The 26,031-nt window shown below is 71.7% G+C and carries 26 protein-coding genes, 3 pseudogenes and 1 riboswitch; of the genes and pseudogenes, 18 read left to right on the forward strand and 11 right to left on the reverse strand.

Features of this window, described 5'->3' with window-relative positions; genetic code table 11:
- Positions 1–344: pseudogene (locus tag ABZV31_RS02745) on the reverse strand (AMP-binding protein); the annotation flags it as partial.
- A 316-nt stretch (positions 345–660) separates the two neighbouring features.
- On the opposite strand from ABZV31_RS02745, the gene ABZV31_RS02750 reads away from it, so the two are divergent.
- From ABZV31_RS02750 to ABZV31_RS02775, 6 genes are all read left to right on the forward strand, one after another.
- On the forward strand, positions 661–1,458 hold the full coding sequence (locus tag ABZV31_RS02750; RefSeq protein ID WP_355887100.1) for a metallophosphoesterase: 798 nt from the start codon (positions 661–663) through the stop codon (positions 1,456–1,458).
- A gap of 157 nt (positions 1,459–1,615) precedes the next feature.
- Positions 1,616–2,059 carry an SRPBCC family protein gene (locus ABZV31_RS02755; protein WP_355887102.1) on the forward strand — a complete coding sequence of 148 codons (444 nt, stop codon included), beginning with the start codon at positions 1,616–1,618 and terminating at the stop codon, positions 2,057–2,059.
- 44 nt (positions 2,060–2,103) lie between these two features.
- Complete coding sequence (locus ABZV31_RS02760) at positions 2,104–3,282, forward strand: ArsA-related P-loop ATPase (RefSeq protein WP_355887105.1); 1,179 nt, start codon at positions 2,104–2,106, stop codon at positions 3,280–3,282.
- A gap of 104 nt (positions 3,283–3,386) precedes the next feature.
- The gene (locus ABZV31_RS02765; protein WP_355887108.1) at positions 3,387–3,908 is read left to right on the forward strand and encodes a DUF5304 domain-containing protein; all 522 of its coding nucleotides are present in this window, start codon (positions 3,387–3,389) and stop codon (positions 3,906–3,908) included.
- A 53-nt stretch (positions 3,909–3,961) separates the two neighbouring features.
- Positions 3,962–4,915: an ROK family glucokinase gene (locus ABZV31_RS02770; RefSeq protein ID WP_355887110.1), complete on the forward strand. Its 954-nt coding sequence runs from the start codon at positions 3,962–3,964 to the stop codon at positions 4,913–4,915.
- 239 nt (positions 4,916–5,154) lie between these two features.
- The gene (locus ABZV31_RS02775) at positions 5,155–5,913 is read left to right on the forward strand and encodes an endonuclease/exonuclease/phosphatase family protein (RefSeq protein WP_355887112.1); all 759 of its coding nucleotides are present in this window, start codon (positions 5,155–5,157) and stop codon (positions 5,911–5,913) included.
- Positions 5,914–5,939: 26 nt separating this feature from the next.
- Here ABZV31_RS02775 and ABZV31_RS02780 read toward each other — a convergent pair whose 3' ends face one another.
- Both ABZV31_RS02780 and ABZV31_RS02785 read right to left on the reverse strand, forming a co-directional pair.
- Complete coding sequence (locus tag ABZV31_RS02780) at positions 5,940–6,497, reverse strand: hypothetical protein (RefSeq protein ID WP_355887115.1); 558 nt, start codon at positions 6,495–6,497, stop codon at positions 5,940–5,942.
- Positions 6,490–7,269, reverse strand: a complete 780-nt coding sequence (locus ABZV31_RS02785; protein ID WP_355887118.1) for an alpha/beta fold hydrolase — start codon at positions 7,267–7,269, stop codon at positions 6,490–6,492. Before ABZV31_RS02785 ends, ABZV31_RS02780 begins: the two co-directional genes overlap by 8 nt.
- A gap of 179 nt (positions 7,270–7,448) precedes the next feature.
- On the opposite strand from ABZV31_RS02785, the gene ABZV31_RS02790 reads away from it, so the two are divergent.
- The 5 genes and pseudogenes from ABZV31_RS02790 (at position 7,449) to ABZV31_RS02810 (ending at position 12,475) form a co-directional block, all read left to right on the forward strand.
- Complete coding sequence (locus tag ABZV31_RS02790; protein ID WP_355887586.1) at positions 7,449–8,210, forward strand: lysophospholipid acyltransferase family protein; 762 nt, start codon at positions 7,449–7,451, stop codon at positions 8,208–8,210.
- Positions 8,211–8,288: 78 nt separating this feature from the next.
- A complete protein-coding gene (locus ABZV31_RS02795; protein WP_355887121.1) occupies positions 8,289–9,515 on the forward strand; it encodes a DUF5931 domain-containing protein in 1,227 nt (408 codons plus the stop codon).
- Positions 9,512–10,189 carry a response regulator transcription factor gene (locus ABZV31_RS02800; RefSeq protein WP_355887124.1) on the forward strand — a complete coding sequence of 226 codons (678 nt, stop codon included), beginning with the start codon at positions 9,512–9,514 and terminating at the stop codon, positions 10,187–10,189. Before ABZV31_RS02795 ends, ABZV31_RS02800 begins: the two co-directional genes overlap by 4 nt.
- Positions 10,190–10,343: 154 nt before the next feature.
- On the forward strand, positions 10,344–11,372 hold the full coding sequence (locus tag ABZV31_RS02805) for a 6-phosphofructokinase (RefSeq protein WP_355887127.1): 1,029 nt from the start codon (positions 10,344–10,346) through the stop codon (positions 11,370–11,372).
- An 89-nt stretch (positions 11,373–11,461) separates the two neighbouring features.
- A pseudogene (locus ABZV31_RS02810) lies at positions 11,462–12,475 on the forward strand (2-hydroxyacid dehydrogenase).
- Here the strand turns inward: ABZV31_RS02810 and ABZV31_RS02815 are convergent.
- Both ABZV31_RS02815 and ABZV31_RS02820 read right to left on the reverse strand, forming a co-directional pair.
- Positions 12,427–14,400, reverse strand: coding sequence for an anthranilate synthase family protein (locus ABZV31_RS02815; protein ID WP_355887589.1), 1,974 nt, complete (start codon positions 14,398–14,400; stop codon positions 12,427–12,429). The pseudogene ABZV31_RS02810 and the gene ABZV31_RS02815 overlap by 49 nt on opposite strands.
- A 109-nt stretch (positions 14,401–14,509) precedes the next feature.
- Positions 14,510–14,572: a trp operon leader peptide gene (locus tag ABZV31_RS02820; protein WP_351226422.1), complete on the reverse strand. Its 63-nt coding sequence runs from the start codon at positions 14,570–14,572 to the stop codon at positions 14,510–14,512.
- Between the two features lie 218 nt (positions 14,573–14,790).
- Here ABZV31_RS02820 and ABZV31_RS02825 point away from each other — a divergent pair, with 218 nt between their 5' ends.
- From ABZV31_RS02825 to ABZV31_RS02835, 3 genes are all read left to right on the forward strand, one after another.
- A complete protein-coding gene (locus ABZV31_RS02825) occupies positions 14,791–15,255 on the forward strand; it encodes a glycoside hydrolase domain-containing protein (protein WP_355887130.1) in 465 nt (154 codons plus the stop codon).
- A 35-nt stretch (positions 15,256–15,290) separates the two neighbouring features.
- Positions 15,291–16,643: a class II 3-deoxy-7-phosphoheptulonate synthase gene (locus tag ABZV31_RS02830; protein WP_355887133.1), complete on the forward strand. Its 1,353-nt coding sequence runs from the start codon at positions 15,291–15,293 to the stop codon at positions 16,641–16,643.
- Positions 16,644–16,861: 218 nt separating this feature from the next.
- Positions 16,862–17,086, forward strand: a complete 225-nt coding sequence (locus ABZV31_RS02835; RefSeq protein ID WP_355887135.1) for a (2Fe-2S)-binding protein — start codon at positions 16,862–16,864, stop codon at positions 17,084–17,086.
- On the opposite strand, the gene bfr is transcribed toward ABZV31_RS02835, so the two are convergent.
- The gene (gene bfr / locus ABZV31_RS02840) at positions 17,083–17,562 is read right to left on the reverse strand and encodes a bacterioferritin (RefSeq protein WP_355887138.1); all 480 of its coding nucleotides are present in this window, start codon (positions 17,560–17,562) and stop codon (positions 17,083–17,085) included. The two genes, ABZV31_RS02835 and bfr, sit on opposite strands and share 4 nt — an antisense overlap.
- 156 nt (positions 17,563–17,718) lie before the next feature.
- Here bfr and ABZV31_RS02845 point away from each other — a divergent pair, with 156 nt between their 5' ends.
- Positions 17,719–18,363 (forward strand): sulfite oxidase-like oxidoreductase, encoded by a 645-nt coding sequence (locus tag ABZV31_RS02845; protein ID WP_355887141.1) that lies wholly within the window; start codon positions 17,719–17,721, stop codon positions 18,361–18,363.
- Between the two features lie 28 nt (positions 18,364–18,391).
- Here ABZV31_RS02845 and ABZV31_RS02850 read toward each other — a convergent pair whose 3' ends face one another.
- The 5 genes from ABZV31_RS02850 to thiO all read right to left on the reverse strand — a co-directional run bounded on the left by ABZV31_RS02850 (position 18,392) and on the right by thiO (position 23,534).
- Positions 18,392–19,282, reverse strand: coding sequence for a deoxyribonuclease IV (locus tag ABZV31_RS02850; protein WP_355887144.1), 891 nt, complete (start codon positions 19,280–19,282; stop codon positions 18,392–18,394).
- 68 nt (positions 19,283–19,350) lie between these two features.
- The gene (pknB, locus tag ABZV31_RS02855; RefSeq protein WP_355887147.1) at positions 19,351–21,276 is read right to left on the reverse strand and encodes a Stk1 family PASTA domain-containing Ser/Thr kinase; all 1,926 of its coding nucleotides are present in this window, start codon (positions 21,274–21,276) and stop codon (positions 19,351–19,353) included.
- Between the two features lie 96 nt (positions 21,277–21,372).
- Complete coding sequence (locus ABZV31_RS02860) at positions 21,373–22,167, reverse strand: thiazole synthase (RefSeq protein ID WP_355887150.1); 795 nt, start codon at positions 22,165–22,167, stop codon at positions 21,373–21,375.
- A 3-nt stretch (positions 22,168–22,170) separates the two neighbouring features.
- Positions 22,171–22,371 carry a sulfur carrier protein ThiS gene (gene thiS / locus ABZV31_RS02865; RefSeq protein WP_355887153.1) on the reverse strand — a complete coding sequence of 67 codons (201 nt, stop codon included), beginning with the start codon at positions 22,369–22,371 and terminating at the stop codon, positions 22,171–22,173.
- Positions 22,368–23,534, reverse strand: coding sequence for a glycine oxidase ThiO (gene thiO / locus ABZV31_RS02870; protein WP_355887156.1), 1,167 nt, complete (start codon positions 23,532–23,534; stop codon positions 22,368–22,370). The genes thiS and thiO overlap by 4 nt, the downstream gene beginning before the upstream one ends.
- Positions 23,532–23,643, reverse strand: a riboswitch (TPP riboswitch). It overlaps the preceding gene by 3 nt.
- A gap of 53 nt (positions 23,644–23,696) precedes the next feature.
- Here thiO and ABZV31_RS02875 point away from each other — a divergent pair.
- The 3 genes and pseudogenes from ABZV31_RS02875 to ABZV31_RS02885 all read left to right on the forward strand — a co-directional run bounded on the left by ABZV31_RS02875 (position 23,697) and on the right by ABZV31_RS02885 (position 25,763).
- Positions 23,697–24,070, forward strand: a pseudogene (locus ABZV31_RS02875) (hypothetical protein).
- A gap of 32 nt (positions 24,071–24,102) precedes the next feature.
- Complete coding sequence (locus ABZV31_RS02880) at positions 24,103–25,332, forward strand: FAD-dependent oxidoreductase (protein ID WP_355887159.1); 1,230 nt, start codon at positions 24,103–24,105, stop codon at positions 25,330–25,332.
- A 65-nt stretch (positions 25,333–25,397) separates the two neighbouring features.
- Positions 25,398–25,763: an Rv2175c family DNA-binding protein gene (locus ABZV31_RS02885; protein WP_355887162.1), complete on the forward strand. Its 366-nt coding sequence runs from the start codon at positions 25,398–25,400 to the stop codon at positions 25,761–25,763.
- Positions 25,764–26,031: the final 268 nt, after the last annotated feature.

Here is a 26,031-nt window from a genome sequence, read left to right on the forward strand (position 1 = left end):
CGCTGAGGATCCACTGCACCTGCTCCGGCGAGCTGGTCTCGTACACCGGCACGGTGATCGCGCCCGCGCTCCAGATCGCGAAGTCCAGCAGCGTCCCACTCGTAGCGGGTGCGGGACATCAGGCCCACCCGGTCGCCCGGCTGGATGCCGGAGGCGATGAGCCCCTTGGCGGCGGCATGCACCTCCTCCAGGAAGGCCTTGGCCGTGACGTCCTGCCAGGCGCCGTTCACCTTGCGGGCGACGACGGCGACGCCGGGATGCTGCGCGGCGTTTCTGCGGACGATGTCGGTCAGATTGCCGTCCGCAGGGACCTCGTACAAAGCCGGAAGGCTGAACTCGCGCAAGACTGCTGCTCCTCATAGGGCGCCGGCGCCACGACGTTGTGTGATGCGACGGTGCGGTCCAAGGCTCGGTCAGGTGCCCGGGGCTTCGCCAGGAGCCGCACAGGCTCGATGGTTGAAATCCAGAGCACGACTGGACTGCCCGGACGTTACCCGCCGGTATGGCTTCTTCGACAGGGGGTCCCGGCGAGATGTTCGCTGCGTCACACGGCTTGGTGTTCCTGCGCGCACAGTAGTCGACCCAGTAACTGACTAGCCAGTAACCGCAGCTTCGGCCGACACTGTTCACGTATGCCGCACACGCCTACGCTTGATCGTCATGGCACCCACACCAGCCGGCAACCGCAGGACACGTGTTCATGTGGTCAGCGACGTGCACGGCAACGCCCGTGACCTGGCCAGAGCGGGCGACGGTGCCGATGCCCTGATCTGCCTCGGCGACCTCGTCCTCTTCCTCGACTACGCCGACCACTCGCGCGGCATCTTCCCGGACCTGTTCGGCGTGGAGAACGCCCACCGCATCGTCGAGCTGCGCACCGCCCGCCGCTTCCAGGAGGCGCGAGAGCTCGGCGCCCGGCTGTGGGCGGGCATCGACGGGGACCGGGCCGCGGTGATCGAGCAGGCGGTGCGCAAGCAGTACGCCGAGCTGTTCGCCGCGTTCCCCACCCCGACGTACGCCACCTACGGCAATGTCGACATGCCGCCGCTGTGGCGGGAGTACGCCGGGCCCGGCACGACCGTGCTCGACGGGGAGCGGGTGGAGATCGGCGGCTGGACCTTCGGCTTCGTCGGCGGGGGACTGAAGACCCCCATGCGCACGCCCTACGAGATCAGCGACGAGGAGTACGCGGCCAAGATCGAGGCGGTCGGCGAGGTCGACGTGCTGTGCACCCACATCCCGCCGGAGGTGCCGGAACTGGTCTACGACACCGTCGCGCGCCGCTTCGAGCAGGGCAGCCGTGCCCTGCTGGACGCGATCCGCCGCACCCGCCCCCGGTACGCGCTCTTCGGCCACGTCCACCAGCCGCTGGTGCGGCGGATGCGGATCGGGACCACCGAGTGCGTGAACGTGGGGCACTTCGCCGACTCCGGAAAGCCGTGGGCGCTTCAGTGGTGAGCGTCCCGGCCGATGTGCGCAGGTGGGGGTGACGTCGGGCGGTCGGCCGCGCGGTAGCCTTCACGCTGCACACACGTGCGCACGACGACCCTTCCCCGAGCTCCCGCGGAGCTGGGGGGAGACCCCAATACGGCCCGCATCTGGAGGAGCCACGGCGATGGCGGAACACACCAGCTCGAGCATCACGATCGAGGCGGCACCGGCCGACGTCATGGGGGTGATCGCCGACTTCGCCCGCTACCCCGAGTGGACCGGCGAGGTGAAGGAGGCGGAGGTCCTCAAGACGGACGACCAGGGCCGCGCCGAGCAGGTCCGTCTCGTCATGGACGCGGGCGCCATCAAGGACGACCAGACCCTGGCCTACACCTGGACCGGCGAGAACGAGGTCTCCTGGACCCTGGTGAAGTCCCAGATGCTGCGCTCCCTGGACGGCTCCTACCTCCTCAAGCCGGCGGGCGCCGGGGCGACCGAGGTGACCTACCAGCTCACCGTCGACGTCAAGATCCCCATGCTCGGCATGATCAAGCGCAAGGCGGAGAAGGTCATCATCGACCGGGCCCTGGCGGGGCTGAAGAAGAGGGTGGAGTCGGGGGAGAAGTAGTCGCGGCGGTTTGCGGGCGGCGCACGAAGGTACCGTTCACCCTCATGCGCACCCTCCTGATCACGGGCCCGGGCGGCTCCGGCCGCACGACCGTCGCCGCGGCCACCGCACTGACGGCGGCGACCGAGGGCACCCCCACCCTCGTCCTGAGCGCCGACCGCACCGACACCCTGGGTGCGGCCCTCGGTGTGCCGACGGGTGCCGCCCCCACGCCGGTCCTCCCGAACCTCATCGCCTGGCGTCCTGACGCCGCCGCCGGTTTCCGGGACGACCTCGCCGCCTTCCAGGACCGCGCGGCGAACGTCCTGGACCTTCTCGGCGCCTCCCGCCTGGACGCCGAGGAGGTCACCCCCCTGCCCGGCGCCGAGGAGCTCGCCCTGCTGCGCGCGCTGCGGGACGCGGCGCTCTCGGAGCGGTTCGAGCTGCTGGTCGTCGACCTGCCGCCCACCCCGCAGGCCCTCGCCCTCCTCGCCCTCCCCGAGGAACTGCGCCGCTACCTGCGCCGGCTGCTCCCGCCCGAGCGGCAGGCGGCCCGCGCCCTGCGTCCCGTCCTCGGCCGGCTCGCCGGCGTCCCCATGCCCGCGGAGTGGCTCTACGAGACGGCCGCCCGCTGGGACGTCGAGCTGGCCGCCGTCGAGGCGGTCGTCGCCGACCGCAGCACCGCCGTACGCCTGGTCGCCGAGCCCGGCCCGGCCGGCGCCGACGCCGTCCGCACCGCCGGCCTCGGCCTCGCCCTGCGCGGCCTGCGCACCGAGTCCCTGGTCGCCAGCCGCGTCCTGCCCGAGGCCGCCGGGGACACCTGGCTCGCGGGCCTCGTGGCCCAGCAGCGCAAGGCCCTCGACGAGTGGCAGGAGACCTACGCCGTCCACACGGCCCCCCACCTGGGCCGTGACCCGCGTGGCCCCGACGACCTGACCGCCCTCGCCGTGCCCGCCGTCAACCCCGCGCCCGCCCCGGTCGAGTGGCCCGTCACCGACGAGCTCGCCGAGGACGGCGGCAACCGGGTCTTCGTATGGCACATCCCGCTGCCCGGCGCCATACGCGACGAGCTGGACCTCATCCGGCGCGGCGACGAACTCGTCGTCACCGCCGGGCAGTTCCGCCGTATCGTCCGGCTGCCCTCCGCCCTGCGCCGCTGCACCGTCGACGGGGCCGCCCTGCGCGAGGGCGAGCTGCGGATCCGGTTCACGCCGGACCCGGAGCTGTGGCCGCGGGAGACGTGAACCGGGGCCCGGCGGCACGCCCGGGACCGGCACTGGGGAGGGGGTGAACCGCGTACGCCCATTCGGGTAACGTCGTAAAGACGAACCGTAGTCAGGAGTCCGTCATGAGCGAAGAGCGCCCCACGCCCGACGCCGCTCAGGAGGAAGCAGTCGACGAGGTGCCTCACGCCACCGACGCCGACGCATGGGCCACGGCCTGCGCCGAGGACCTCGCCGCGGAGAGGGCGCGCCGCCGCGCCCAGCACAGCCCGCCCCCCGGCTCGGCCGCCGAGGAGCTGCGCAGGCTCGTCGACACCGTCGCCGACAAGCTCTCGTCGATCCAGTCCCCGCTGCTCGGGGCGGTCGCCGGACCCGCCGCCCAGCAGGTGGTGCGGCAGGTCGTGCAGCAGGCCAAGGCCGCCGTCGAGCCGGTCATAGAGCGCAATCCGGATGTCTTCGACCACCTGGCGGCCGCCGGCGGCGAGCTGCTCGCCGCCTACCGCTCGGCCGTGCAGGCCCAGGAACGGCGCTGGACGGCCCGTGCGAAGGATCTGCAGGACGACCTGAAGAACGACCTGAAGGACCTGCACGACCGCCGGGACGGGGGCGAGGGCACCGGCCCCGGGGAACGCATCGACTTGGACTGATGGCCCTCGGGTACGGTTGGCCGTAGCGGGGCTCGACCGAAACTGAGGGATTCATGGGACTCACCATCGGCGTCGACATCGGCGGCACGAAGATCGCGGCCGGCGTTGTCGATGAGGAAGGCAACATCCTCTCGACCTTCAAGGTGCCGACCCCCACCACGCCCGAGGCCATCGTGGACGCCATCGCCTCGGCGGTGGAGGGTGCACGCGCGGGGCACGAGATCGTCGGCGTGGGCATCGGTGCCGCCGGATATGTGAACCGGCAGCGCTCCACGGTCTACTTCGCGCCCAACATCGACTGGCGCCAGGAGCCGCTGAAGGCGAAGGTCGAGGCCCGTGTGGGCCTCCCGGTCGTCGTGGAGAACGACGCGAACGCCGCGGCCTGGGGCGAGTACAAGTTCGGCGCGGGCAAGGGCCACCGCAACGTCATCTGCATCACGCTCGGCACCGGCCTCGGCGGCGGCATCATCATCGGCAACAAGCTGCGCCGCGGCCACTTCGGCGTGGCCGCCGAGTTCGGCCACATCCGGATGGTCCCGGACGGCCTGCTGTGCGGCTGCGGCTCGCAGGGCTGCTGGGAGCAGTACGCGTCGGGCCGGGCGCTGGTGAGATACGCCAAGCAGCGCGCCAACGCCACGCCCGAGAACGCCGAGCTGCTCCTGTCGCTGGGCGACGGCACCCCGGACGGCATCGAGGGCAAGCACATCTCGATGGCCGCCCGCCAGGGCGACCCGGTGGCCGTCGACTCCTACCGCGAGCTGGCCCGCTGGGCCGGCGCCGGCCTGGCCGACCTGGCCTCCCTCTTCGACCCCTCCGCCTTCATCGTCGGCGGCGGCCTCTCCGAGGAGGGCGAGCTGGTCCTGGAGCCGATCCGCAAGTCCTACAAGCGCTGGCTGGTCGGCGGCAACTGGCGCCCGGTCGCCGACGTGATCGCCGCCCAGCTCGGCAACAAGGCCGGCCTGGTGGGCGCGGCGGACCTGGCCCGGGAGCCCGACCCGATCATGTGACGCCGTGATCTTCCGCTGTGCCCCGGCGGTAGCGGCGATGAGCCGAAGGGGCGTGTCGGTGTCGAGAGACCGTGGGGGCACCTCCCTGCTCGAGTGAAGCCGAGAGCTCGGGCGCGGAGGCCCGAAGGGCTGAGCACGATCGATCTCCCGACACCGGCCGCGCCCCGGTAGGGGCATAGGGATACGGCGAGCCCCGGCGGCGAACCGAGCCCAAAAAAATGCGGCGTATCTTGATCGCCATGGCGACTCCGACCCCGCTGCTGCCCAACTCCCGTACCGACCCCGACGGTTCGGCCGTCATCCGGGTCCTGAGCTACAACATCCGGTCGATGCGGGACGACACCGCCGCGCTCGCCCGGGTGATCAGCGCCTGCGCCCCGGATCTCGCCCTCCTCCAGGAGGCGCCGCGCTTCTTCCGCTGGCGCAAGAAACTCGCCCGGCTCGCCGCCGCCTCGGGGCTGGTGATCCTCTCCGGCGGGGCCACCGCAGCCGGTCCCGCCCTCCTGTGCTCGCTCCGGGCGATCGTCGAGCGGACGGAGGACGTCCTGCTCCCGCTCACCCCGGGCCGGCACCGGCGGGGCTTCGCGACGGCGGTCGTCCGTTTCGGGGGCGCCCGGCTCGGCGTCCTGAGCTGTCACCTCTCGCTCCAGCAGGACGAGCGGTACGAGCAGGGCGGCATGCTCCTCGACCGGCTCGCCGGGATGGGCGTGGCGCACGCGGTCGCGGGCGGCGACCTGAACGAGCGGCCGGACGGGCCGGCCTTTCGGCGTCTGGCAGCGGGCCTCCAGGACTGCCGGGCCGTCGCCCCCTGGGGCGCCGAGTACACCTGGACGCCCGCCGACCCCTACCAGCGCATCGACGCGGTCTTCGCCACCCACGGCATCGAGGTCCTCGGCTGCGGAGTGCCGCTCGGCCACCCCGGCGTGACGGAAACAGACCTGAGGGCGGCCACGGACCACCTCCCGGTCCTGGCCGCCCTCAGAATCCCGGCGTCCTAGCCGCTCCCGCCCACCCGGTCCAGCCCTCAAACCACGGCCCCCCGCCCCGGGTCGTCGTCCTCGTCGTCCGGCTTCATGCGCATCACCAGCGTCGCGAAGCCGCCGAGGAAGCTGCCGATGCCGAGGGTGGTGAGCCACCAGGTCATGTCCCAGCCGAACAGGACCGCCAGCAGGAGCAGGACAGGGCCGCCGATCACCCCCAGCCACGCGAACTTCGCCGTCGTGTCGGCCGCGGGCAGCGGCGGCGGCTCCGGGGGGACGAAGTGGCCCTCGTCGTCCTCGTCGAAGTCGTCGTCGGACGGCTCGGGCACCGTGTAGTCGCGCGGCCCGACGCCGGGCGCGAAGGAGATGGAGCTGCCCAGCGGCTTCGCCGGGGCGGGCTTCTCCTCCTGGGGCTCCTCGTCGTTCGTCCCGGATGCCGGCAGCGCCAGGTCCTCGACCGGCTTGGCCGGTTTCGCGCCCGGCGGGTCGGGCGGCTCCTCGCCGTACCCGGCGACGATCGCCGCCCAGGCGGCCGCCTCGTCGAAGGGGACGCTCTTGTCGTCCGGCTCGCGGTCCTCGCGGTCGGAGTCGTGCTCAGCCACCGGCAGCCGTCCCTTCCTTGCCGACACTGGGTGCGAGCCGGCCGAAGAAGGCGAAGCTCTCCTCGAAGATCCGGTCCGCGTCGTGGTCCAACGTCGCTACGTGGTAGCTCTGTTCCAGCAGGATCTCCGTCACGTCCGTGGAGGAGACCCGGCTGAGGATCCGGGCCGAGTCGGCCGGCGGCACCACGTGGTCCTGCTGGCTGCGCAGGAGCAGCAGCGGCTGCGTGACCTGCGGGAGCTCTCCGTCGACCAGCCGGAAGAAGGTCTTGAGGGAGTGCGCGGAATGCAGCGGCACCCGGTCGTAGCCGAGTTCCGCGCTGCCCTCCCTCGCGATGTCGCTCGCGATCCCCTTCGTCGTACGAACGAAGTGCCGGGCCACCGGAAGGGCGTGCGCGGACAGGCCGTGCACCTTGTTCGCCGGGTTGACCACCACGACGCCGGTGACCGCGTCCCCGTGCTTGGCGGCCAGCCGCAGTGCCAGGGCGCTGCCCATGGACAGCCCGGCCACGAACACCTGCGCGCTGCGCTCGCGCAGGGCGCGCAGCGCGCGGTCCACCTCCGCGTACCAGTCCTGCCAGCCGGTGAGCTGCATGTCCTCCCAGCGCGTGCCGTGCCCGGGCAGCAGCGGCAGCGAGACGGTCAGGCCGCGCTCGGCGAGGTACTCCGCCCAGGGGCGCAGTGACTGCGGGGACCCGGTGAAGCCGTGGCAGAGGAGGATGCCGACCTCCCCGCCCTCGTGGCGGAACGGCTCGGCTCCGGGGAGCACCGGCACGTCGGCCTCCTGTTCGTGAAGTGGGCTCGGCACGTCGATGGCAGGCGCTTCGTCGACTGCAGGTACTTCACCGTACGCGACCGCACTGACACCGACCAGGGCCGTAGGCTCCTTTGGCGGCGCTCCGGGTTATGGTCTGATCGACAGACACAGGAGGCACTCGGTTGTTGTACGGCGCGATGAAGGTCACCATCGGGGGGCCGTTGAAGCTCGCCTTCAGGCCCTGGGTGGAGGGCCTGGAGAATGTTCCGGCCGAGGGCCCAGCCATCCTGGCGAGCAATCACCTGTCGTTCTCGGACTCGTTCTTCCTGCCCGCGGTGCTCGACCGCAAGGTCACCTTCATCGCGAAGGCCGAGTACTTCACCACGCCCGGCGTGAAGGGCCGGCTGACCGCCGCGTTCTTCAAGGGCCTCGGCCAGCTGCCGGTGGACCGCTCCGGTGCGCGCGGCGCGGGCGAGGCGGCGGTCAGGAGCGGCATTGAGGTCATCGAGCGCGGCGAGCTGTTCGGCATCTACCCCGAGGGCACCCGCTCGCCCGACGGCCGCCTCTACCGCGGCAAGCCGGGTGGTCTGGCGCGTGTGGCGCTGGCCACCGGTGCGCCCGTCATCCCGGTCGCCATGATCGACACGGAGAAGATCCAGCCGCCCGGGAAGATCGTCCCGAAGATGATGCGCCCGGGCATCCGCATCGGCAAGCCGCTCGACTTCAGCCGCTACCAGGGCATGGAGCACGACCGCTTCGTGCTGCGCGCGGTGACCGACGAGGTCATGTACGAGATCATGAAGCTCTCCGGCCAGGAGTACGTCGACATATACGCGACCGCCGCCAAGCGGCAGATCGCGGAGGCGGCGAAGGCCGAGAAGGAAGCGGAGAAGGCGGCGAAGGCCGCGCTCGCGCAGGCCGAGAAGGAACAGGCCGAGAGAGAAAAGCAGGCGGAGTAGGAGCAGGCCGACGAGGACCGCGCGAAACGGCGGCGGTCCGAGGCCCGGACACGGCAGTGCGGGCCAGGGGGTGGGGACGTGCCCAAGCGCGAGAGAGTCATGAGGATGTCGGTCGAGCAGCCGCTGTGGCGTGCGCTCGCCGCCTACCGGGTGCTGACCATGCTCTACGCGGTCGGCCTGTTTGCCACCGCCTACGACAGGTTCGCCCGCCCCGGCGTGGCCATCGGGTACTACTGCGTCCTGTTCGTGTGGACCCTCGCCACCCTGCCCAGGGTCGCGAACGCCGCGAGCTGCACCAAGCGCTTCCTCGCCGTCGACCTCACCCTCGCGCTCACCGGCATCCTCCTCACACCCGTCGCCGACGCGCACGAGCGGATCGCCGCGGGCGGCCCGACGCTGCCGTCGATATGGACCGCCGGCTCCGTCCTCGCCTTCGCCATCAAGGGCGGCTGGCGCTGGGCCGCCCTCGCCTCCACCGCGGTCGCCGTCGCCAACCTGGCCGAGCGCGGCACCCCGGCCCGCGACACCGTGCACAACGTGATCCTCGTCTGGGTCGCCTCCATCGCCATCGGCTACGTCGTCGAGGTCGCCCGCGCCTCCGAACGCACCCTCGCCCGCGCCCTGGAGATCGAGGCCGCCACCCGCGAACGGGAGCGGCTGGCCCGGGACATCCACGACAGCGTGCTGCAGGTGCTGGCCATGGTGCAGCGGCGCGGCGCGGTCATCGGCGGCGAGGCGGCGGAACTGGGCCGGCTGGCGGGCGAGCAGGAGGTGGCGCTGCGCACCCTGGTCTCCGGCGGGCTCGTGCCCGTCTCCCGGGTGTCGGAGGACGCGGCCGAGGGCGCGGTCGTCCGTGTGGTGGACGAGGAGCAGGACGAGGATGAGCCTCTCGACCTGCGCGCGCTGCTCGCCCCCTACGCCGGCTCGCGGGTCAGCCTCGCCGAACCCGGCGCCCCGGTGCTGCTGCCGCCCGCCGTCGCCCGGGAGCTGGCCGCGGCGGTCGGGGCCGCGCTGGACAACGTCCGCAAGCACGCGGGCGAGGGCGCCCGGGCCTGGATCCTGGTCGAGGACGAGCCGGAATCGGTCATCGTGACCGTGCGGGACGACGGTCCGGGCATCCCGGAGGGGCGGCTCGCGCAGGCCGAGGGGGAGGGGCGGCTCGGCGTCGCCCTGTCGATCCGGGGCCGTCTGCGCGACATCGGCGGCAGCGCCGAGCTGATCTCGGTGCCGGGCCAGGGCACGGAGGTCGAACTGAACGTACCCAAGGACGCGAAGAAGGCACGGGGGAAGGCGGAGAGCCGATGAGTGAACAGCAGGGCCCGATCAAGGTCATGGTGGTCGACGACCACCCCATGTGGCGCGACGCCGTCGCCCGCGACCTGACCGAGTCCGGCTTCGAGGTGGTCGCCACCGCGGGCGACGGCGAGCAGGCGGTGCGCCGCGCCAAGGCGGCCGCACCCGACGTGCTCGTCCTCGACCTGAACCTGCCCGCGAAGCCCGGCGTCCAGGTCTGCAAGGAACTCGTCGCCGCCAACCCGGCGTTGCGCGTGCTGGTCCTGTCCGCGAGCGGCGAGCACGCCGACGTCCTGGAGGCGGTGAAGTCGGGCGCGACGGGCTATCTGCTGAAGTCCGCCTCGACGGAGGAACTGCTGGACGCGGTGCGCCGCACGGCCGTCGGCGACCCGGTGTTCACGCCGGGCCTGGCGGGCCTGGTCCTCGGCGAGTACCGCCGCCTCGCCTCAGAGCCCGCGCCCGCCGTCGGCGCCGACGAGCCGAAGGCGCCGCAGCTGACCGAGCGCGAGACCGAGGTGCTGCGGCTGGTCGCCAAGGGCCTGAGCTACAAGCAGATCGCCGAGCGCCTGGTCATCTCCCACCGCACGGTCCAGAACCACGTGCAGAACACCCTCGGCAAGCTCCAGCTGCACAACCGCGTGGAGTTGGTGCGGTACGCCATAGAGCGCGGGCTCGACGGCGAGTAAACCTCCGTACCCGGCGACGCCCCCCTTTCGAGTGGATTCGCGGTGATCAACTACCCGACAATTCACCGAAATTGACCTTCCCGCCCATGCCCTAGTGACGTGCGTCACCATTAGCGTGACCTTCACCAGGCAACCGCGGCGAAGGGACATTTCCATGCGGGTCGGAGTACTGACCGGAGGCGGCGACTGCCCCGGGCTCAACGCCGTCATCCGGGGCGTCGTCCGCAAGGGCGTGCAGGAGTACGGCTACGACTTCGTCGGCTTCAGGGACGGCTGGCGGGGCCCCCTCGCGGGGGACACGGTCCGCCTCGACATCCCCGCGGTGCGCGGCATCCTGCCCCGCGGCGGCACCGTCCTCGGCTCCTCGCGCACCAATCCGCTCAAGCACGACAACGGCATCCGCCGCATCAAGGAGAACCTCACCAAGCTGGAGGTCGAGGCGCTCATCACGATCGGCGGCGAGGACACCCTCGGCGTGGCCGCGCGGCTGTCCGACGAGTACGGCGTGCCGTGCGTCGGCGTGCCGAAGACCATCGACAACGACCTGTCGGCCACCGACTACACCTTCGGTTTCGACACCGCGGTCGGCATCGCCATGGAGGCGATCGACCGGCTGCACACCACCGCCGAGTCGCACATGCGGGTCCTCGTCTGCGAGGTGATGGGCCGCCACGCCGGCTGGATCGCCCTCCACTCCGGGCTCGCGGGCGGCGCGAACGTCATCCTCATCCCCGAGCAGCGCTTCGACGTCGACCAGGTGTGCGCCTGGATCACCTCCCGCTTCAAGGCGTCGTACGCCCCGATCGTGGTCGTCGCGGAGGGCGCCATGCCGAAGGACGGCGACATGGTCCTGAAGGACCAGTCGCTCGACTCCTTCGGTCACGTGCGGCTGTCCGGGGTCGGCGAGTGGCTGGCCAAGGAGATCGAGAGGCGCACGGGCAAGGAGGCTCGCACGACCGTGCTCGGGCACATCCAGCGCGGCGGCACGCCCAGCGCCTTCGACCGCTGGCTTGCCACCCGCTTCGGGCTGCACGCCATCGACTGCGTCCGCGACGGTGACTTCGGCAAGATGGTCGCCCTGCGCGGCACCGACATCGTCCGCGTCCCGATCTGCGAGGCCACCGGCAAGCTGAAGACGGTCGACCCGACGCTGTACGAGGAGGTCGGGGTCTTCTTCGGCTGACCCGGCCGGCCCGGCATCGCGGGGTTGTGGGCCGTCTATTCGACATATTCGGCGTATTCGGCCCATGACCCCTTGGAGCGGGAGCAGCCGTGGAGATTCTGGCCTTCGGTGTGCAAGCCGACGAGACGCCCCTGATCGAGCACGCCTTCCGGAACCACCACAAGGTCCGCTGCCTGGACGTCTCCCTCAACGAGGACACCGCCCCCATCGCCGCGGGCTACGAGATCGTCTCCACCAGCGTCAACGCCGACCTCGGTGCCCGCGTCCTGGAGACCCTGGCAGCCGGCGGGACGCGGATGATCGCCCAGCGCTCCACCGGCTTCAACAAACATCGACCTGCACGTCGCCGAGCGCCTCGGCCTCACAGTCGCCCGGGTGTCGTACTACTCGCCGTACGCGGTGGCCGAGTTCGCCTGGACCCTCGCCCTGGCGGTCAACCGCCGCATCGTGCGGGCCGCCACCCGCACCCGCGACTTCGACTTCCGGCTCGACGGGCTGATGGGTCGCGACATGCACGGCCGCACCGCCGGCGTGATCGGCACCGGCAAGATCGGCACCGGCAAGATCGGCGAGGCGTTCGCCCGGATCGCGCACGGCTTCGGCATGCGGCTGCTCGGCTGGGACATCGCCGAGAACCCGGCCTGCATGGAACTCGGCATGAAGTACGTCGCCAAGGACCAGCTCCTCGCCGAGTCCGACCTGGTCAAACCCTGCACGTCCCGCTGATGCCGGAGACGCGGCACCTCATCGACGCCGACGCGCTGAAGGTGATGAAGGACGACGCGATCCTGGCGAACTCCAGCCGCGGCGGCCTGATCGACACCGCGGCCCTCGTCGCCGAGCTGCGCGAGGGCCGCTTCACCGGCGTCGGCCTCGACGTGTACGAGGCGGAGGCGGGCCTGTTCTTCCTCGACAAGTCCCTGGAGCCGATCGAGGACGACACCCTGGCCCGGCTGGTCACCTTCCCGAACGTCCTGGTCACGTCCCACCAGGCGTACTACACCGAGGACGCCGTCCAGCAGATCGTCGACGCCACGGTGAAGAACGTCCTCGACTACAAGGCCGGCCGCCGCTCGGAGAACGTGCTGGTGCCGCGCAGCTGACCGACCAGCTCCTTCACGATCGCGGCGCCGTTCAGCGTCAGGACCGACTCCGGGTGGAACTGGACGCCCGCGAAACCGGGCCCGCGCACGGCGTGCACCTCCCCGCTCGCGCTGCGGCTGACCTCCACGCCGTGCGCGGCCAGCTCCGCGGCCCTCTCGTCGTCGCAGTGCGCCACGAAGCTGTTGTAGAAGCCGACGGTCTCCGTGCGCCCGAACAGGTCGATCTGCGTCTGCGCGCCCTGGTACGGCACGTCCTTCCGTACGATCTCCAGGCCCAGCTCCGCCGCGACCAGCTCGTGCCCGAGGCAGACGCCGAGGACGCCGTGCCGGTGCATGGGGGTCCTCCCTGTTCGAGCGGAGCCGAGAGCTCGGGGGAGGATCACTTCGGCGGTCAGCCCGCGCAGGAACCGCATCTTGGGATCGGCCAGGTCGGACGGGTCACCCGGGCCGGGGCCGAGGACGACCGGCCCCTCGTGCGCGACCACGGCGTCCCGCAGCCCGGGTTCGTCGTAGCGGCGGACGGTGACGGTCAGTCCGGAGGACCGCAGCACGTGCGCCAGCATCGCGGTGAAGGTGTCCTCCCCGTCGACGACCAGGGCGTGCCCGGTGATTTCCCCGGACCGCTCCTGCATGCGCAGCCAGAACGGCGCCAGCGAGGCCCGGCGCCCGTCCAGTGCCGCCCGCACCCGCGGGTCGTCGGCGAGCCGGGGCCGCGCCCGCTCCTCGCGCGGCCGTGACGGCCGTACGCCCAGAGCCGCCAGCACCCCGGCCGCCTTGGCGTGCGTCTCCGCGACCTCGCTCGCCGGGTCGGAGCCGCGGACCAGCGTGGCGCCGACCGCGACCCGCAGCCGGCCGGCCGCGTCGATGTCGGCGGTGCGGATGAGGATGGGGGAGTCGAGGGTCTGGGCGCCGCCGGAGTCGCGACCGATCAGCGCCAGCGCGCCCGCGTAGTAGCCGCGCCCGCCGACCTCGTGCCGCTCGATGACCCGGCAGGCGTTCTGCACGGGCGAGCCGGTGACGGTGGCCGCGAACATGGTCTCCTTCAGCACCTCGCGGGCGTCCAGCGAGGAGCGGCCGCGCAGCTCGTACTCGGTGTGCGCGAGGTGCGCCATCTCCTTCAGCCGCGGGCCGACGACCACCCCGCCCATGTCGCCGACGGTGCACATCATCTTCAGCTCCTCGTCGACGACCATCGACAGCTCCTCGATCTCCTTGCCGTCGGCGAGGAAGTCCAGCAGGTGCTCGGGCGTCGGTCCCTCCGCCGGGTAGCGGTACGTTCCGCTGATCGGGTTCATGACGACCGTGCCCGCCGGTGTCCCGGTGCCACCCTCAACCGGGTGTGCTTCGCGCTCGCCCCTTCCACCGGACATCCGGACGTGCACCTCCGGGCTGGCGCCGACGAGGGTGCGGTCGCCGGTGTGCACGACGAACGTCCAGTACGCGCCCCGCTCGCCCTCGAGGAGCCGGCGGAACAGCGCCAGCGCGTCGGCCCTGCCGAACCCCGGGATCTCACCCCCGTACGTCCGCCGGATGACGAAGTTCGCGCCCTCGCCCCGCCCGATCTCCTCGCGCAGCACGCGCCCCACGATCTCCGCGTACTCCTCGTCGGCGACGTCGAAGCCGCCGCCCTCGACGCGGACGTCGTGCGCGGGCAGCTGTGCCAGCGCCTCGGCGAGCGGGATCTCGTAGGTCTCCTCGGGCGTCAGCACCGCCAGCGGGGTGCCGTCGTCGCGGACGTCGAAGCCGCGCTCGCGGATCTGGCGGAAGGGGACGAGCGCGAGGCCCGCGTCGGGCAGGTCGGCGAGGCGGTCGTGGGTGGTGACCGGGCCGCGCAGCACCTCGACGAGGTCGTGATCGCGGCCGGGGGTGCGGCGGCGGAGCAGGGCGAAGGGGCGTGGGTCGTCCAGCAGGTCCAGCAGGTCCAGCAGGTTCATGGGTCCGTCTTCCTCCTCGATGGGAGAGGAACGGCCCGGGCGCTGGAAACACCGAAGGCCGCCCCTCGGGCGGCCTTCGCGACGTTTCGGATACGCGCAGTCAGTGGGCCGCCGGACGAGCGGTCCACCACCAGTTCTGGTTCTGGGTCGAGTGCGCGAACATGCCCCGCACCTTACCCCATCCGGTCCGGCGGTCCGTCGCCCGGACGAACCACACGCCGGTTCCGGCAGACTCCCCCCGTGGAAGGAGGGCGTCCGTCACACGGGAGTCGATCCCCACCCCGGTTTTCCGCAGCACACACCCATGCCCGACCGAGGAGACAGGGGCATTTCCGCATCACGATCACGACGGCCACGCCCCTGGACCGGACAGCGCGCCCTGTGCGCGGTCACGGCGCTGACCGGCAGTACACCCGCGGGGCGGCCCTCACCGTGCGGGTCCTCGGCTACCTGGAGGCCTGGACCAAGCGGCTGCACGAGCTGGGCCACCGGTCCGGTGCGTACGGCAGCGTCTCGTCGCTGGTCGCCGATCTCGTCGCCGACGCGCAGACGGTCACCCTTCCCGACGCGCTCCACTTTGCCCGCTGGAACGACTTTGCCCGCTGGAACGACGAGGGCACCACCGACGACGCGGCGGTCCCGGCCGGCCTGTGGGCCGACCACCAGCGCATTCACCTGTACGCGGGTGACCGGACCGAGACCCACGGCGGGGTCACCATCGGCGTCGACCGCGACCAGCTGGACGTCGGCACCGGCGCGCCGCAGGCTGACCAGCCTCCGCAGCCGAGCGTCCCGCCGACGCCGCCCGCGATCAAGCACGATCTGTCTCAATTGATGAGCAGATGAATGGACCCGCGACACGACCACGTAATGTTTACGGGGTGACCGTGAACGCTAAGCCCAGCCCGAGCGCTGGCAACACCTGGCGAAACCTGCCCGCGGCGCAGCAGCCCGAGTACCCCGATCCCGAGGCTCTGCGCGCAGTGATCGCGGACCTCGAGTCGTATCCGCCGCTCGTCTTCGCGGGCGAGTGCGACCAGCTGCGCGCCCGGATGGCGGCCGTCGCCAAGGGAGAGGCGTTCCTCCTCCAGGGCGGCGACTGCGCCGAGGCCTTCGACGCGGTGTCCGCCGACCACATCCGCAACAAGCTCAAGACCCTGCTCCAGATGGGCGCCGTGCTGACGTACGCCGCCTCGGTGCCGGTCGTCAAAGTCGGCCGGATCGCCGGCCAGTACTCCAAGCCGCGCTCCAAGCCCACCGAGACCCGGGACGGGGTGACGCTCCCCGTCTACCGGGGCGACTCCGTCAACGGCTTCGAGTTCACCGAGGCCTCCCGGATCCCGGACCCGGAGCGGCTGAAGCGGATGTACCACGCCTCGGCCTCCACGCTGAACCTGGTGCGCGCCTTCACTACCGGCGGCTACGCCGACCTGCGCCAGGTGCACGCCTGGAACCAGGACTTCGTGCGGTCCTCGCCGTCCGGCCAGCGCTACGAGCAGCTGGCGCGGGAGATCGACAACGCGCTGAACTTCATGCACGCCTGCGGCGCGGACCCGGAGGAGTTCAAGACCGTCGAGTTCTTCTCCTCGCACGAGGCGCTGCTGCTCGACTACGAGTCGGCGCTCACCCGGGTCGACTCGCGCACCGGGCAGCTGTACGACGTCTCGGCGCACATGCTGTGGATCGGTGAGCGCACCCGGCAGCTGGACCACGCGCACATCGAGTTCGCCTCGAAGATCCGCAACCCGATCGGCATCAAGCTCGGCCCGACCACGACGCCCGAAGAGGCCCTGGCCTACATCGAGCGCCTCGACCCCGAGCGCGAGCCGGGCCGGCTGACCTTCATCGTCCGCATGGGCGCCGACAAGATCCGCGACCGGCTTCCCGAGCTGGTCGAGAAGGTCGCGGCGTCGGGTGCGGTGGTGGCCTGGGTGACCGACCCGATGCACGGCAACACCTTCGAGGCGGCCTCCGGTCACAAGACCCGCCGCTTCGACGACGTGCTCGACGAGGTCAAGGGCTTCTTCGAGGTCCACAAGGCGCTCGGCACGCACCCGGGCGGCATCCACGTGGAGCTCACCGGCGACGACGTCACCGAGTGCGTGGGCGGCGGCGACGAGATCTTCGTCGACGACCTGCACCAGCGCTACGAGACGGCCTGCGACCCGCGTCTGAACCGCAGCCAGTCCCTGGACCTGGCGTTCCTGGTCGCCGAGATGTACCGGGACCAGTGACGGAGTCGCCGAGATGTACCGGGACCAGTGACGGAGCGGGAGCGGCCCGGCACAGGCGCATGACGCCGCCTGCTACGGGCGCATGAAGTGGGGCGCGGATCACATAGGATCCGCGCCCCATCCCACTTTTGTACGTGCTGTGGGGCCGGTAAGGTTAGGTTTGCCTCACCGATTAATCGGGATGGCGCCCAGTAAATCCCGTCGGGAGGTGACTCCGCGTGTACATCTGCAGCTGCTTCGGCGTGACCGAGGCGCAGGTCAAGCAGCACGCGGAGAACGGCGCCTGCACTCCCCGCCAGATCGCCTCGGCCTGCAAGGCGGGCACGGACTGCGGCTCCTGCGTACGCCGCATCCAGGCGCTGCTGGGTCGGGGGGCGTGCCCCCGGCGCGAGCGGGCCGACCAGGGCAGGCCGGTGTTCACGGAACTCGACGAGGCCGCCTAGCTCTCCGGCTGCTCGATCACCTGGGCGATGTAGAGCGCCTCGCCGAGCTTGTCCAGCAGGTCCAGCTGGGTGTCGAGGTAGTCGATGTGGTGCTCCTCGTCCGCGAGGATCGACTCGAAGATGTTCGCGGACGTGATGTCGCCCTTCTCGCGCATCACCTTGATGCCGCGCCGGAGCCGGTCGATCGCCTCGACCTCGATCTGCCGGTCCGCCTCGAACATCTCCTTGACGGTCTGCCCGACCCGCACGTGGAAGAGCCGCTGGTAGTTGGGCAGGCCCTCGAGCAACAGGATCCGGTCCGTGAGCACCTCGGCGTGCTTCATCTCGTCGAATGACTCGTGCCGCGTGTACTGCGCCAGCTTCGTCCAGCCGAAGTTCTCCTGCATCTTCGCGTGCAGGAAGTACTGGTTGATCGCGGTGAGCTCGCCGGTGAGCTGCTCGTTGAGGAATTCGATGACCTCGGGGTCGCCCTGCATCGCAGAGGCTCCTTCCACGCTGGGGGAACTGGCAGGCTGCGCCGCATGATTTCACCGGCACACAGAGTCGTCCAGTAAGTGCATGCTTAGTATGAGTTGCCCGAATCGACCCCGGGCTGGTCATGTGCACCCTCTACGGTCTGTCAGGATGGAGTCATGGGTCAGCCGGTGGAGCGCGCATCTGGAGAAGCGTCTGGAGCAGCGGCACAGTCGGAGCTTCCGCCGGGGCAGCGAGTGCAGCGGGGATGGCCGGTCACGCACTACGGCCCGGTGCCCAGGTTCCGGCCGGAGCGCTGGGAGTTCCGGGTCTTCGGCGCCACCGCCGACGGCGAGAAACACTGCTGGACGCACGAGGAGTTCACGGCCCTGCCGTACACCACCGTGGTGGCCGACCTGCACTGCGTCACGAAGTTCAGCATGCTCGGGGCCGAATGGGGCGGCATTCCGGCCCGGACGATCCTGGAGATCGCCCCGCCCGCGCCCGACGTCACCCATGTGATGGTCTGGGCGGAGTACGGATTCAGCTCCAACCTGCGCCTGTCGGACTTCGCGTCCGAGCACACCATCTTCGCCACCCACAAGGACGGCGAACTGCTCACGGCCGAGCACGGCTTCCCGCTCCGCCTCATCGTCCCCCACCTGTACGCGTGGAAGGGGCCCAAGTGGGTCCGCGGCGTGGAGTACATGACCACCGACCGCCGCGGCTTCTGGGAGGAGCGCGGCTACCACAACATCGGTGACCCCTGGAAGGAGCAGCGCTACTCCTACCAGGAGGAACCCGGGGACGGTCCCGAACTCTGACGCCGGCGACCGGGGACCGGCTGCCCCGTCAGCCGTCCCTGAGTTTCTTCAGCCGCTCCACGTCCGCCGCGTGCCCCTCCTTGCCGCCGGGCGTTTCGATGATCAGCGGGACGCCCTCGGTGGCGGGATGGGCCATCAGGGCGCGGAAGGGGTCCTCGCCGATGTGGCCGGCGCCGATGTTCTCGTGCCGGTCCTTGTGCGCGCCGACCACGTCCTTGGAGTCGTTGGCGTGGATCAGCTTCAGCCGGCCCTCGCCCACCGTGTCCACCAGCAGGTCCAGCGTCTGGTGCATGCCGCTCGGGCCGGTCAGGTCGTGCCCGGCGGCGAAGACGTGGCAGGTGTCCAGGCACACGCCCAGCTTCGGATGGGCGTCCAGCGCCTCGAAGTACGGCCCGAAGTCCCAGGTGCGGGAGCAGAGGGACGCGCCCTGGCCCGCGGTCGACTCCAGGAGCAGGTACGGATCGTCGTCGTGGGTCAGTTCGTCGAGCAGCGGCAGCATGTGTTCCCGTACCTGCTTCAGCGCCACGGCCCGGTCCCGGCCGCCGGTCGCGCTCCCGGTGTGCACGACCACGCCCAGCGCGCCGATCTCCCGCCCGCGCCGCAGCGAGTGCCGCAGCGACCGAACCGACCGCTCGACGGTCGCCTCGGTGTGCGAGCCGAAGTTGATCAGGTACGGGGCATGGACGTACGCCGGGATCGACCCCTCCGCGCAGGCCGCGCGGAACTCCTCGTCCTGCCGCGGGTCGCCGGCGGGCGTGGCCCAGCCGCGCGGGTTGGCGACGAAGACCTGCACGGTCTCGGCGTTCAGTTCGCGGGCGTACGACAGACCCACGGAGTGGAGGCCGCCGGCGACGGGGACATGGCCGCCGATGGGGTTGCGGGACGGGCCGGGGACGGCACCGGACTGCTGACTTCTCACCCGCTCAGGGTGTCATGCGCCGTGCGGGCCCCGGTCACCGGATCTCGCGGGCGAAGGCGCTGCGGCCCTCACCGGATGGTGATCGTGATCGTCGATCCCTTGGGCGCCTCGTGGCCGCCCTCCACCGACTGCCTCTTGACGGTGTCGCCGAACAGCCCGAGCAGACCGCGGTCCTCCTCGACCTTGAAGCCGACGTCCTGCAGCGCCTTCTTCGCGTCGTCGACGCTGTCGCCGACCACGTCCGGCACCTCCACCATCTCCGGTCCCTTGGAGAGCGTCAGAGTGACCGTGTCGCCCTCGGCGGCCTGGCTGTCGCCCGCCGGGGTCTGCTCGGCGACCTGTCCCCGGTCGAACTCGGAGTTGACCTGCTGGGAGGCGATCCGCACCTTCAGGCCCGCGTCCGCCAGGTCGGACTTCGCCTGGTCCAGGTCCTCACCGGTGACGTCCGGCACGTCCACCGGGCGGCCCTTGCTGACGGTGAGCGCGATCGCGGAGCCCGCGTGCCGCTTGGTGCCCGCCGCCGGGTCAGTGCTGATCACGAAGCCCTTGGGAACGTCGTCGCTGAACGCCCGGCCTACCATGCCCGGCTCCAGCCCGTCCTTCCTCAGCAGGGCCTGTGCCTTGTCCAGCCGGTAGCCGTGCAGGTCGGGCACCTGCACGGTCTCCGGTCCGTCGGAGATGGTGAGCGTCACGGAGTGGTTGCTGCGGATGCGGTCGCCCGCTGCCGGGTCCGTGCTGATGACCGTGCCGCGCTTCACGGTGTCGCTGTAGGCGTGCTTGACCTGCTTGACGTCGAGACCGGCCTCCTTGAGCCGGTCCCGGGCCTGTGCCTCGGTCTTCGCCAGCAGCGGCGGGACCTTCGTGAACTGGCCGGAGTTGATGTACCAGACGCCCGCGCCGACCCCGAGGACCAGCAGCACGGCGGCGACGAGGGTGAAGAGACCGCGCCGCGGCCGGGCCGGGCGCCGCCGTTCGGGCGCCGGAGGAGTCTCCAGCCGGCTGGTGCGGTGGAGGGGTGCCTCCTCCTCGTCCTCGTTGACGGGCAGCGGGCGCGGCACCGTCAGCGCGCGCGGGATCACGCTCGTACGGTCCTCGGCGTTGTCGTGCGCCGTGGCGAGGGCCTGCGGCGGCATCGCGTCCAGCTGGTCCGCGCCGAGCGCCGCGCGGGCCTCGCGGACCTGGGCGAGGAGCGCCACCGCGTCGTGCGGCCGGACGTCGGGGGTGCGCGCGGTGGCCGCGGCGACCAGCTCGTCCAGCTCGTACGCCAGCCCCGGTACGGCGGCCGACGGGGGCGGCACGTCCTCGTGGAGGTGCTGGTAGAGCACCTGGGCGGGGGTCTCGCCGTGGTGCGGCTTGCCGCCGGTCAGCATCTCGTAGAGGACGACCCCGCACGCGTACACGTCGACCCGGGGGTCGGCGGTGCCGTGCTCGATCTGCTCCGGTGCGAGGTAGGAGACGGTACCCAGGACGGCGCCGGTGGTGCTGGTGACCGTGTTCACGGCCCGCACCAGTCCGAAGTCGGCGACCTTGACCCGGCCGTCGTCGCCTATCAGGACGTTCTCCGGCTTCATGTCGCGGTGCACGAACCCGGCGCGGTGGGCGGCGCCGAGCGCGGCGAGCACCGGCTCCAGGATGTCCAGCGCGGCGCGCGGTTGCAGCGCCCCGCGCTCGCGCAGCACGTCGCGCAGGGTGCAGCCGGCGACGTACTCCATGGCGAGGTAGACGTACGACCCATCGGTGCCCTGGTCGAAGACCTGGACGACATTCGGGTGAGCCAGCCGGGCCACCGACTTGGCCTCCCGGATGAACCGCTCGACGAAGGAGCCGTCGGCCGCCAGCGTCGGATGCATCACCTTGAGCGCGAGGACGCGGTCCAGGCGGGTGTCCAGGGCCCGGTAGACCGTGGCCATCCCGCCGACCGCGATCCGCGCGTCGACGCGATAGCGGCCGTCGAGCACCTGCCCGACGAGAGGGTCCTGAAGGGTCGTATCCACGCAGGTGAGTGTACGAGCCGCCACGGACACGACGCCCTTTCGGCCGATACCGGGGCGGGACTGCAGCCGACCTGTGACGCGGGCGTCGCTGTGCGGTCAGAAAGCTGGGCGCTCGGGATCCAGTCGTGCCAGGCCTTCCGTGGGAGAGGACGCCTCGGCAAAGTGACGGCGCGGAATCCGCCCCGCCAGCCGGGCCAGCCGCCCCGCCTCCACCGCGTGCTTCATCGCCTCGGCCATCACCACCGGCTCCTGCGCCCGCGTCACCGCCGACGCGAGCATCACTCCCGCACACCCCAGCTCCATGGCCAACGCCACGTCCGACGCCGTACCGGCCCCGGCGTCCAGAATCACCGGCACACGCGCGTGCTCGACGATCAGCTGGAAGTTGTGCGGGTTCCGGATCCCGAGCCCGGACCCGATCGGCGACCCCAGCGGCATGATCGCGGCGCAGCCGACGTCCTGAAGCTTCCGCGCCAGCACCGGGTCGTCGTTCGTATACGGCAGCACCGTGAACCCGTCGTCGACCAGCGTCTCCGCCGCGTCCAGCAGCTCGATCGGATCCGGCAGCAGCGTGCGCTCGTCGGCGATGACCTCCAGCTTGATCAGATCGGTGCCCAGCGCCTCCCGCGCCAGGCGGGCGGTCAGCACCGCCTCACCCGCGGTGAAGCACCCCGCGGTGTTCGGCAGCACCCGGATGCCGAGCCTGTCCAGCACCGACAGCACCGACCCGTGCACGGAAGGGTTCACCCGCCGCATCGCGACCGTGGTGAGCTCCGTGCCGGAGGCCACCAGGGCCCGCTCCAGCACATCGAGGCTGGGCGCACCTCCCGTCCCCATGATCAGCCGGGACGTGAAGGACGTACCACCGAGGACAAAGGGATCGTCGGCCATGGGTCAGCCTCCTTGGACGGCGGTCAGCACTTCGACGCGGTCCCCCTCGGCCAGGGCCGTGGACGACCACTGCGCGCGCGGGACGACGGTTTCGTTGAGGGCGGCGGCCACCCCGGAGGGCGCCGCGGTGAGGGTCTTCACGACGGTGTCGAGAGCCGTGCCGGGCGCGATCGTGCGCGGCTCCCCGTTGACCGAGATGTTCATGCGGAGTGCTCCGTGAGTGCTGCGGCACAAAAACGCCTGGGGGTGAAGGGGCGGGCGTAGTCCGGGAGCTCGCCGGTGGTCAGGGCGTGCGCCATCGCGTCACCGGTGACCGGCGTCAGCAGTACCCCGTTGCGGTAGTGCCCTGTGGCCAGCAGCAGCCCGTCCAGCTCGGTCGGGCCGAGCAGCGGCGCGTTGTCGGGGGAGCCGGGGCGCAGCCCGGCCCTGGTCTCCGTCAGCGGCAGCTCGGTGATCCCGGGCACCAGCTCGTGCGCGTCGCGCAGCAGCTCGTACACGCCGCCCGCCGTCACCGTCGTGTCCCAGCCCAGCTCCTCGCTGGTCGCGCCGACGACCAGCTCGCCGCTGAGCCGCGGCACCAGGTAGACGTGGCTGCCGCGCACCACGGCCCGCACGGTCCGGCTCAGGAACGGCGCGCACCGCTTCGGCACGGTCAGCCGCACCACCTGCCCCTTCACCGGCCGCACCGGGGGCGAGACCTCGTCCGGCACGCCCGCCAGCTGCCCGCTGAGGCTGCCGGCCGCGAGCACCACCTGGCCCGCGCCCAGCGCGGTGCCGTCGCGCAGGACGCAGCCCGCGGCCCGGTCCCGCAGCACGGTGAGGCGCTCGGCCCATGCGCGGTGGAACACCACCCCTGCCCGCTCGCACGCGGCCACCAGGGCATGGGCGAGCCGCCGCGGGTCGATCTGGTGGTCGCCGTCCGCCCGGAGCCCGCCGCGCACGCCCGGCGCGAGCATCGGCTCCAGACGCCGGCAGTCCCGCCCGGACAGCCACTCGGAGTCCAGGCCCGACTGGCGCTGCAGCGCGTGCAGATCCCGCAGGTGGGCGCGGTCGTCGGCGTCCAGCGCGACGGCGAGCGTGCCGCACCGGCGGTAGCCGAGGTCGTGGCCGGTCAGCTCGGTCAGCTCGGCCGCGAAGTCCGGGTAGCGGCGGGCCGAGGCCAGGTTCAGCCCGAGCAGGGTCTGCTCGCCGTAGTGCAGTTCGGTGACGGCGGCGAGCATCCCGGCCGCCACCTGTGCGGCCCCGCCGCCCGGCTCGGGGTCCACCACGGCCGTGGCGAACCCGCGCTGGGCCGCGCGCCAGGCCGTCACGAGCCCGATGATCCCGCCCCCGATGACGAGGACGTCTGACGTACGTGGAGACGACATGGGCGTCCAGCCCCTCCCTTCGCCGGCATGACCCGGATCAGGTTCGTACGGTCGGAGGCCGCCAGCCTCCCTCTCAGCCCGGTGCGTCCGGGCTCCCGCGAGTGCTTGTACGGTGGCCACCCTAGCTCTTGCTTCTGCGCCTCTGTAAGGGAGCCTTTCGTCATGACGCGCTCGCTGGACGGCCTCGTCCTCGCTCCCGTCGCCGACCAGGCCCCAGGTCAGGTGGGTGGGCGCACCCGGTTCACGTACCACGAGAAGGACGGGGAGATCTGGGCCGAGTACGCGGGCGGCGACATCGTACGCGGCTGTCTGGTGGGCACGCGGGAAGGCGACCGTCTGGACTTCCGGAACGTGCAGCTGAGCACGACGGGACGACGTCCTGCGGGCACTGCGAATCGACGGTGGTCGAACTTCCCGACGGCCGGGTGCGGTTGGAGGAGACCTGGCGGTGGGAGTCGCAGCCGGGCAGCGGGACGAGCGTGGTGGAACAGGTGACCGAGCCCGTAGTGCAGCAGGTCACCCAGCACGCCCCCTGACTGACCATTTGTCAGTTGTCTATGGTGATCAGGTGAGCGAGCAGACGCAGGAACAGGGCACGTCACAGCCGCGGCGCGTGGTCGTCGTCGGCGCGGGCATGGCCGGCGTGCAGACCGCGGTCGCCCTGCGCGAGCAGGGCTTCACCGGCACCGTCACACTGATCGGCGCCGAACCCCACCAGCCCTACGACCGGCCGCCGCTGTCCAAGGCCGTCCTGCTCGGCAAGGCCGAGGGCGCCGCCTTCGACATCGACTTCGAGGCGCTCGGCGTCGAACTGCAGCTGGGCCGCGAGGTGCTCGGCGTGCGCCCCGACGCGCACGAGCTGGACACCGCCGAGGGGCCGGTCCCGTACGACGTCCTCGTCCTCGCCACCGGCGCCGAACCGATCCGGCTGCCGGGCACCGAGGGCGTCCCCGGCGTGCACCTGCTGCGCACCCTCGACGACGCCGAACGGCTGCGGCCGGTGCTCGCCCGGCAGCACGACATCGTGGTCGTCGGCGCGGGCTGGATCGGCGCCGAGTTCGCCACGGCCGCGCGCGAGGCGGGCTGCGCCGTGACGGTCGTGGAGGCCGCGGACCGCCCGCTCGCTGGGGCGCTGCCCGCCGAGGTGGCCGCCCCGATGGCCGCGTGGTACGCCGACAGCGGCGCCGAGCTGCGCACCCACGCGCGCGTGGAGCGCGTCGAGCCGGGCGCCGTGGTGCTCGACGACGGCTCGCGGCTGTCCGCGGGCGCTGTCGTGGTCGGCATCGGCGCGCGCCCCGCCACGGCCTGGCTCGCCGGCTCCGGCATCGCACTGGGCCGGCACGGCGAGGTCGTGGCCGACGACCACCTGCGCACCAACGTGCCGGACGTCTACGCGGTCGGTGACTGCGCCTCCTTCCCTTCGGGAAGATATGGCGAGCGCCTGCTGGTCCACCACTGGGACAACGCGCTCCAGGGGCCGCGCACCGTCGCGGCCGACATCATCGGCCAGGTCCCCGCGGTCTACGACCCGGTCCCGTACTTCTGGTCCGAGCAGTTCGGCCGCTTCGTGCAGTACGTCGGCCACCACGCCTCCGCCGACACCACCGTCTGGCGCGGCGACCCCTCCGGACCGGCGTGGACGGTGTGCTGGCTCCGCGAGAGCCGCCTGGTCGCCCTGCTGGCGGTGGGCCGGCCGCGCGACCTGGCGCAGGGCAGGCGCCTGATCGAGGCGGGCACGCCGATGGATCCGGAGCTGCTGGCGGACCCGGCTAGGCCGCTGAAGGCGGCGACAGCGTAGTTCGGCGTCCCTCGACGGACCGGCCTGACTTCCGACTGTCAGTGCGGGATGGCAGGCTTGTTCCCGTGACCGAGATTGACGCCAAGATCGATGCTCTCGTCCCTGCCTGGCTCACCCTCCCCGACATCGCCGAGAAGCTCGGCGTCGAGGTGACGCGCGTGCGGCAGCTGGTCAAGGAGGGCCAGCTCATCGCCGTGCGCCGTGGTGAGAACCGGGCGCTGCACGTCCCTGCCGCCTTCATCGACGGGGACAAGGTCGTCAAGGGCCTGTCCGGGACCCTGACGCTCCTGCGGGACGACGGCTTCACGGTGGAAGAGATGCTGGAGTGGCTCTTCACCCCCGACCCGACCCTGCCCGGCACCCCCGCGCAGGCCCTGAGCGAGAATCGCGGCACGGAGGTGAAGCGCCGCGCCCAGGCGCTCGCCGTCTGATCAGAAACAACCGTCCGGCGTACGGGCCGCGACCCACGGGGCCACGGCCGGAGCCGACCGCGGCCTGTTACGGTCCGCGCGGGCAGCCGAACGACGGGGCCGCAGGCCACCGCCATGTCCCGCCGGGCCACCGCGGCCCGTACGCCACTGACACCGCACCGACTTCGCGGCCGGAGCCGACCGCGGCCTGTTACGGTCCGCGCGGGCAGCCGAACGACGGGGCCGCAGGCCACCGCCATGTCCCGCCGGGCCACCGCGGCCCGTACGC

The organism is Streptomyces sp. NPDC005202 (genome assembly GCF_040608235.1).
Taxonomy (GTDB): Bacteria; Actinomycetota; Actinomycetes; order Streptomycetales; family Streptomycetaceae; genus Streptomyces.

What these genes read in the sequence shown, in the direction of transcription:
- ABZV31_RS02750 (WP_355887100.1), top strand. Translation starts at nt 661, where the DNA reads ATGGCACCCACACCAGCCGGCAACCGCAGGACACGTGTTCATGTGGTC.
- ABZV31_RS02755 (WP_355887102.1), top strand. Translation starts at nt 1,616, where the DNA reads ATGGCGGAACACACCAGCTCGAGCATCACGATCGAGGCGGCACCGGCC.
- ABZV31_RS02760 (WP_355887105.1), top strand. Translation starts at nt 2,104, where the DNA reads ATGCGCACCCTCCTGATCACGGGCCCGGGCGGCTCCGGCCGCACGACC.
- ABZV31_RS02765 (WP_355887108.1), top strand. Translation starts at nt 3,387, where the DNA reads ATGAGCGAAGAGCGCCCCACGCCCGACGCCGCTCAGGAGGAAGCAGTC.
- ABZV31_RS02770 (WP_355887110.1), top strand. Translation starts at nt 3,962, where the DNA reads ATGGGACTCACCATCGGCGTCGACATCGGCGGCACGAAGATCGCGGCC.
- ABZV31_RS02775 (WP_355887112.1), top strand. Translation starts at nt 5,155, where the DNA reads ATGGCGACTCCGACCCCGCTGCTGCCCAACTCCCGTACCGACCCCGAC.
- ABZV31_RS02790 (WP_355887586.1), top strand. Translation starts at nt 7,449, where the DNA reads ATGAAGGTCACCATCGGGGGGCCGTTGAAGCTCGCCTTCAGGCCCTGG.
- ABZV31_RS02800 (WP_355887124.1), top strand. Translation starts at nt 9,512, where the DNA reads ATGAGTGAACAGCAGGGCCCGATCAAGGTCATGGTGGTCGACGACCAC.
- ABZV31_RS02805 (WP_355887127.1), top strand. Translation starts at nt 10,344, where the DNA reads ATGCGGGTCGGAGTACTGACCGGAGGCGGCGACTGCCCCGGGCTCAAC.
- bfr (WP_355887138.1), bottom strand. Translation starts at nt 17,562, where the DNA reads ATGCAGGGCGACCCCGAGGTCATCGAATTCCTCAACGAGCAGCTCACC.
- ABZV31_RS02845 (WP_355887141.1), top strand. Translation starts at nt 17,719, where the DNA reads ATGGGTCAGCCGGTGGAGCGCGCATCTGGAGAAGCGTCTGGAGCAGCG.
- ABZV31_RS02860 (WP_355887150.1), bottom strand. Translation starts at nt 22,167, where the DNA reads ATGGCCGACGATCCCTTTGTCCTCGGTGGTACGTCCTTCACGTCCCGG.
- thiS (WP_355887153.1), bottom strand. Translation starts at nt 22,371, where the DNA reads ATGAACATCTCGGTCAACGGGGAGCCGCGCACGATCGCGCCCGGCACG.
- thiO (WP_355887156.1), bottom strand. Translation starts at nt 23,534, where the DNA reads ATGTCGTCTCCACGTACGTCAGACGTCCTCGTCATCGGGGGCGGGATC.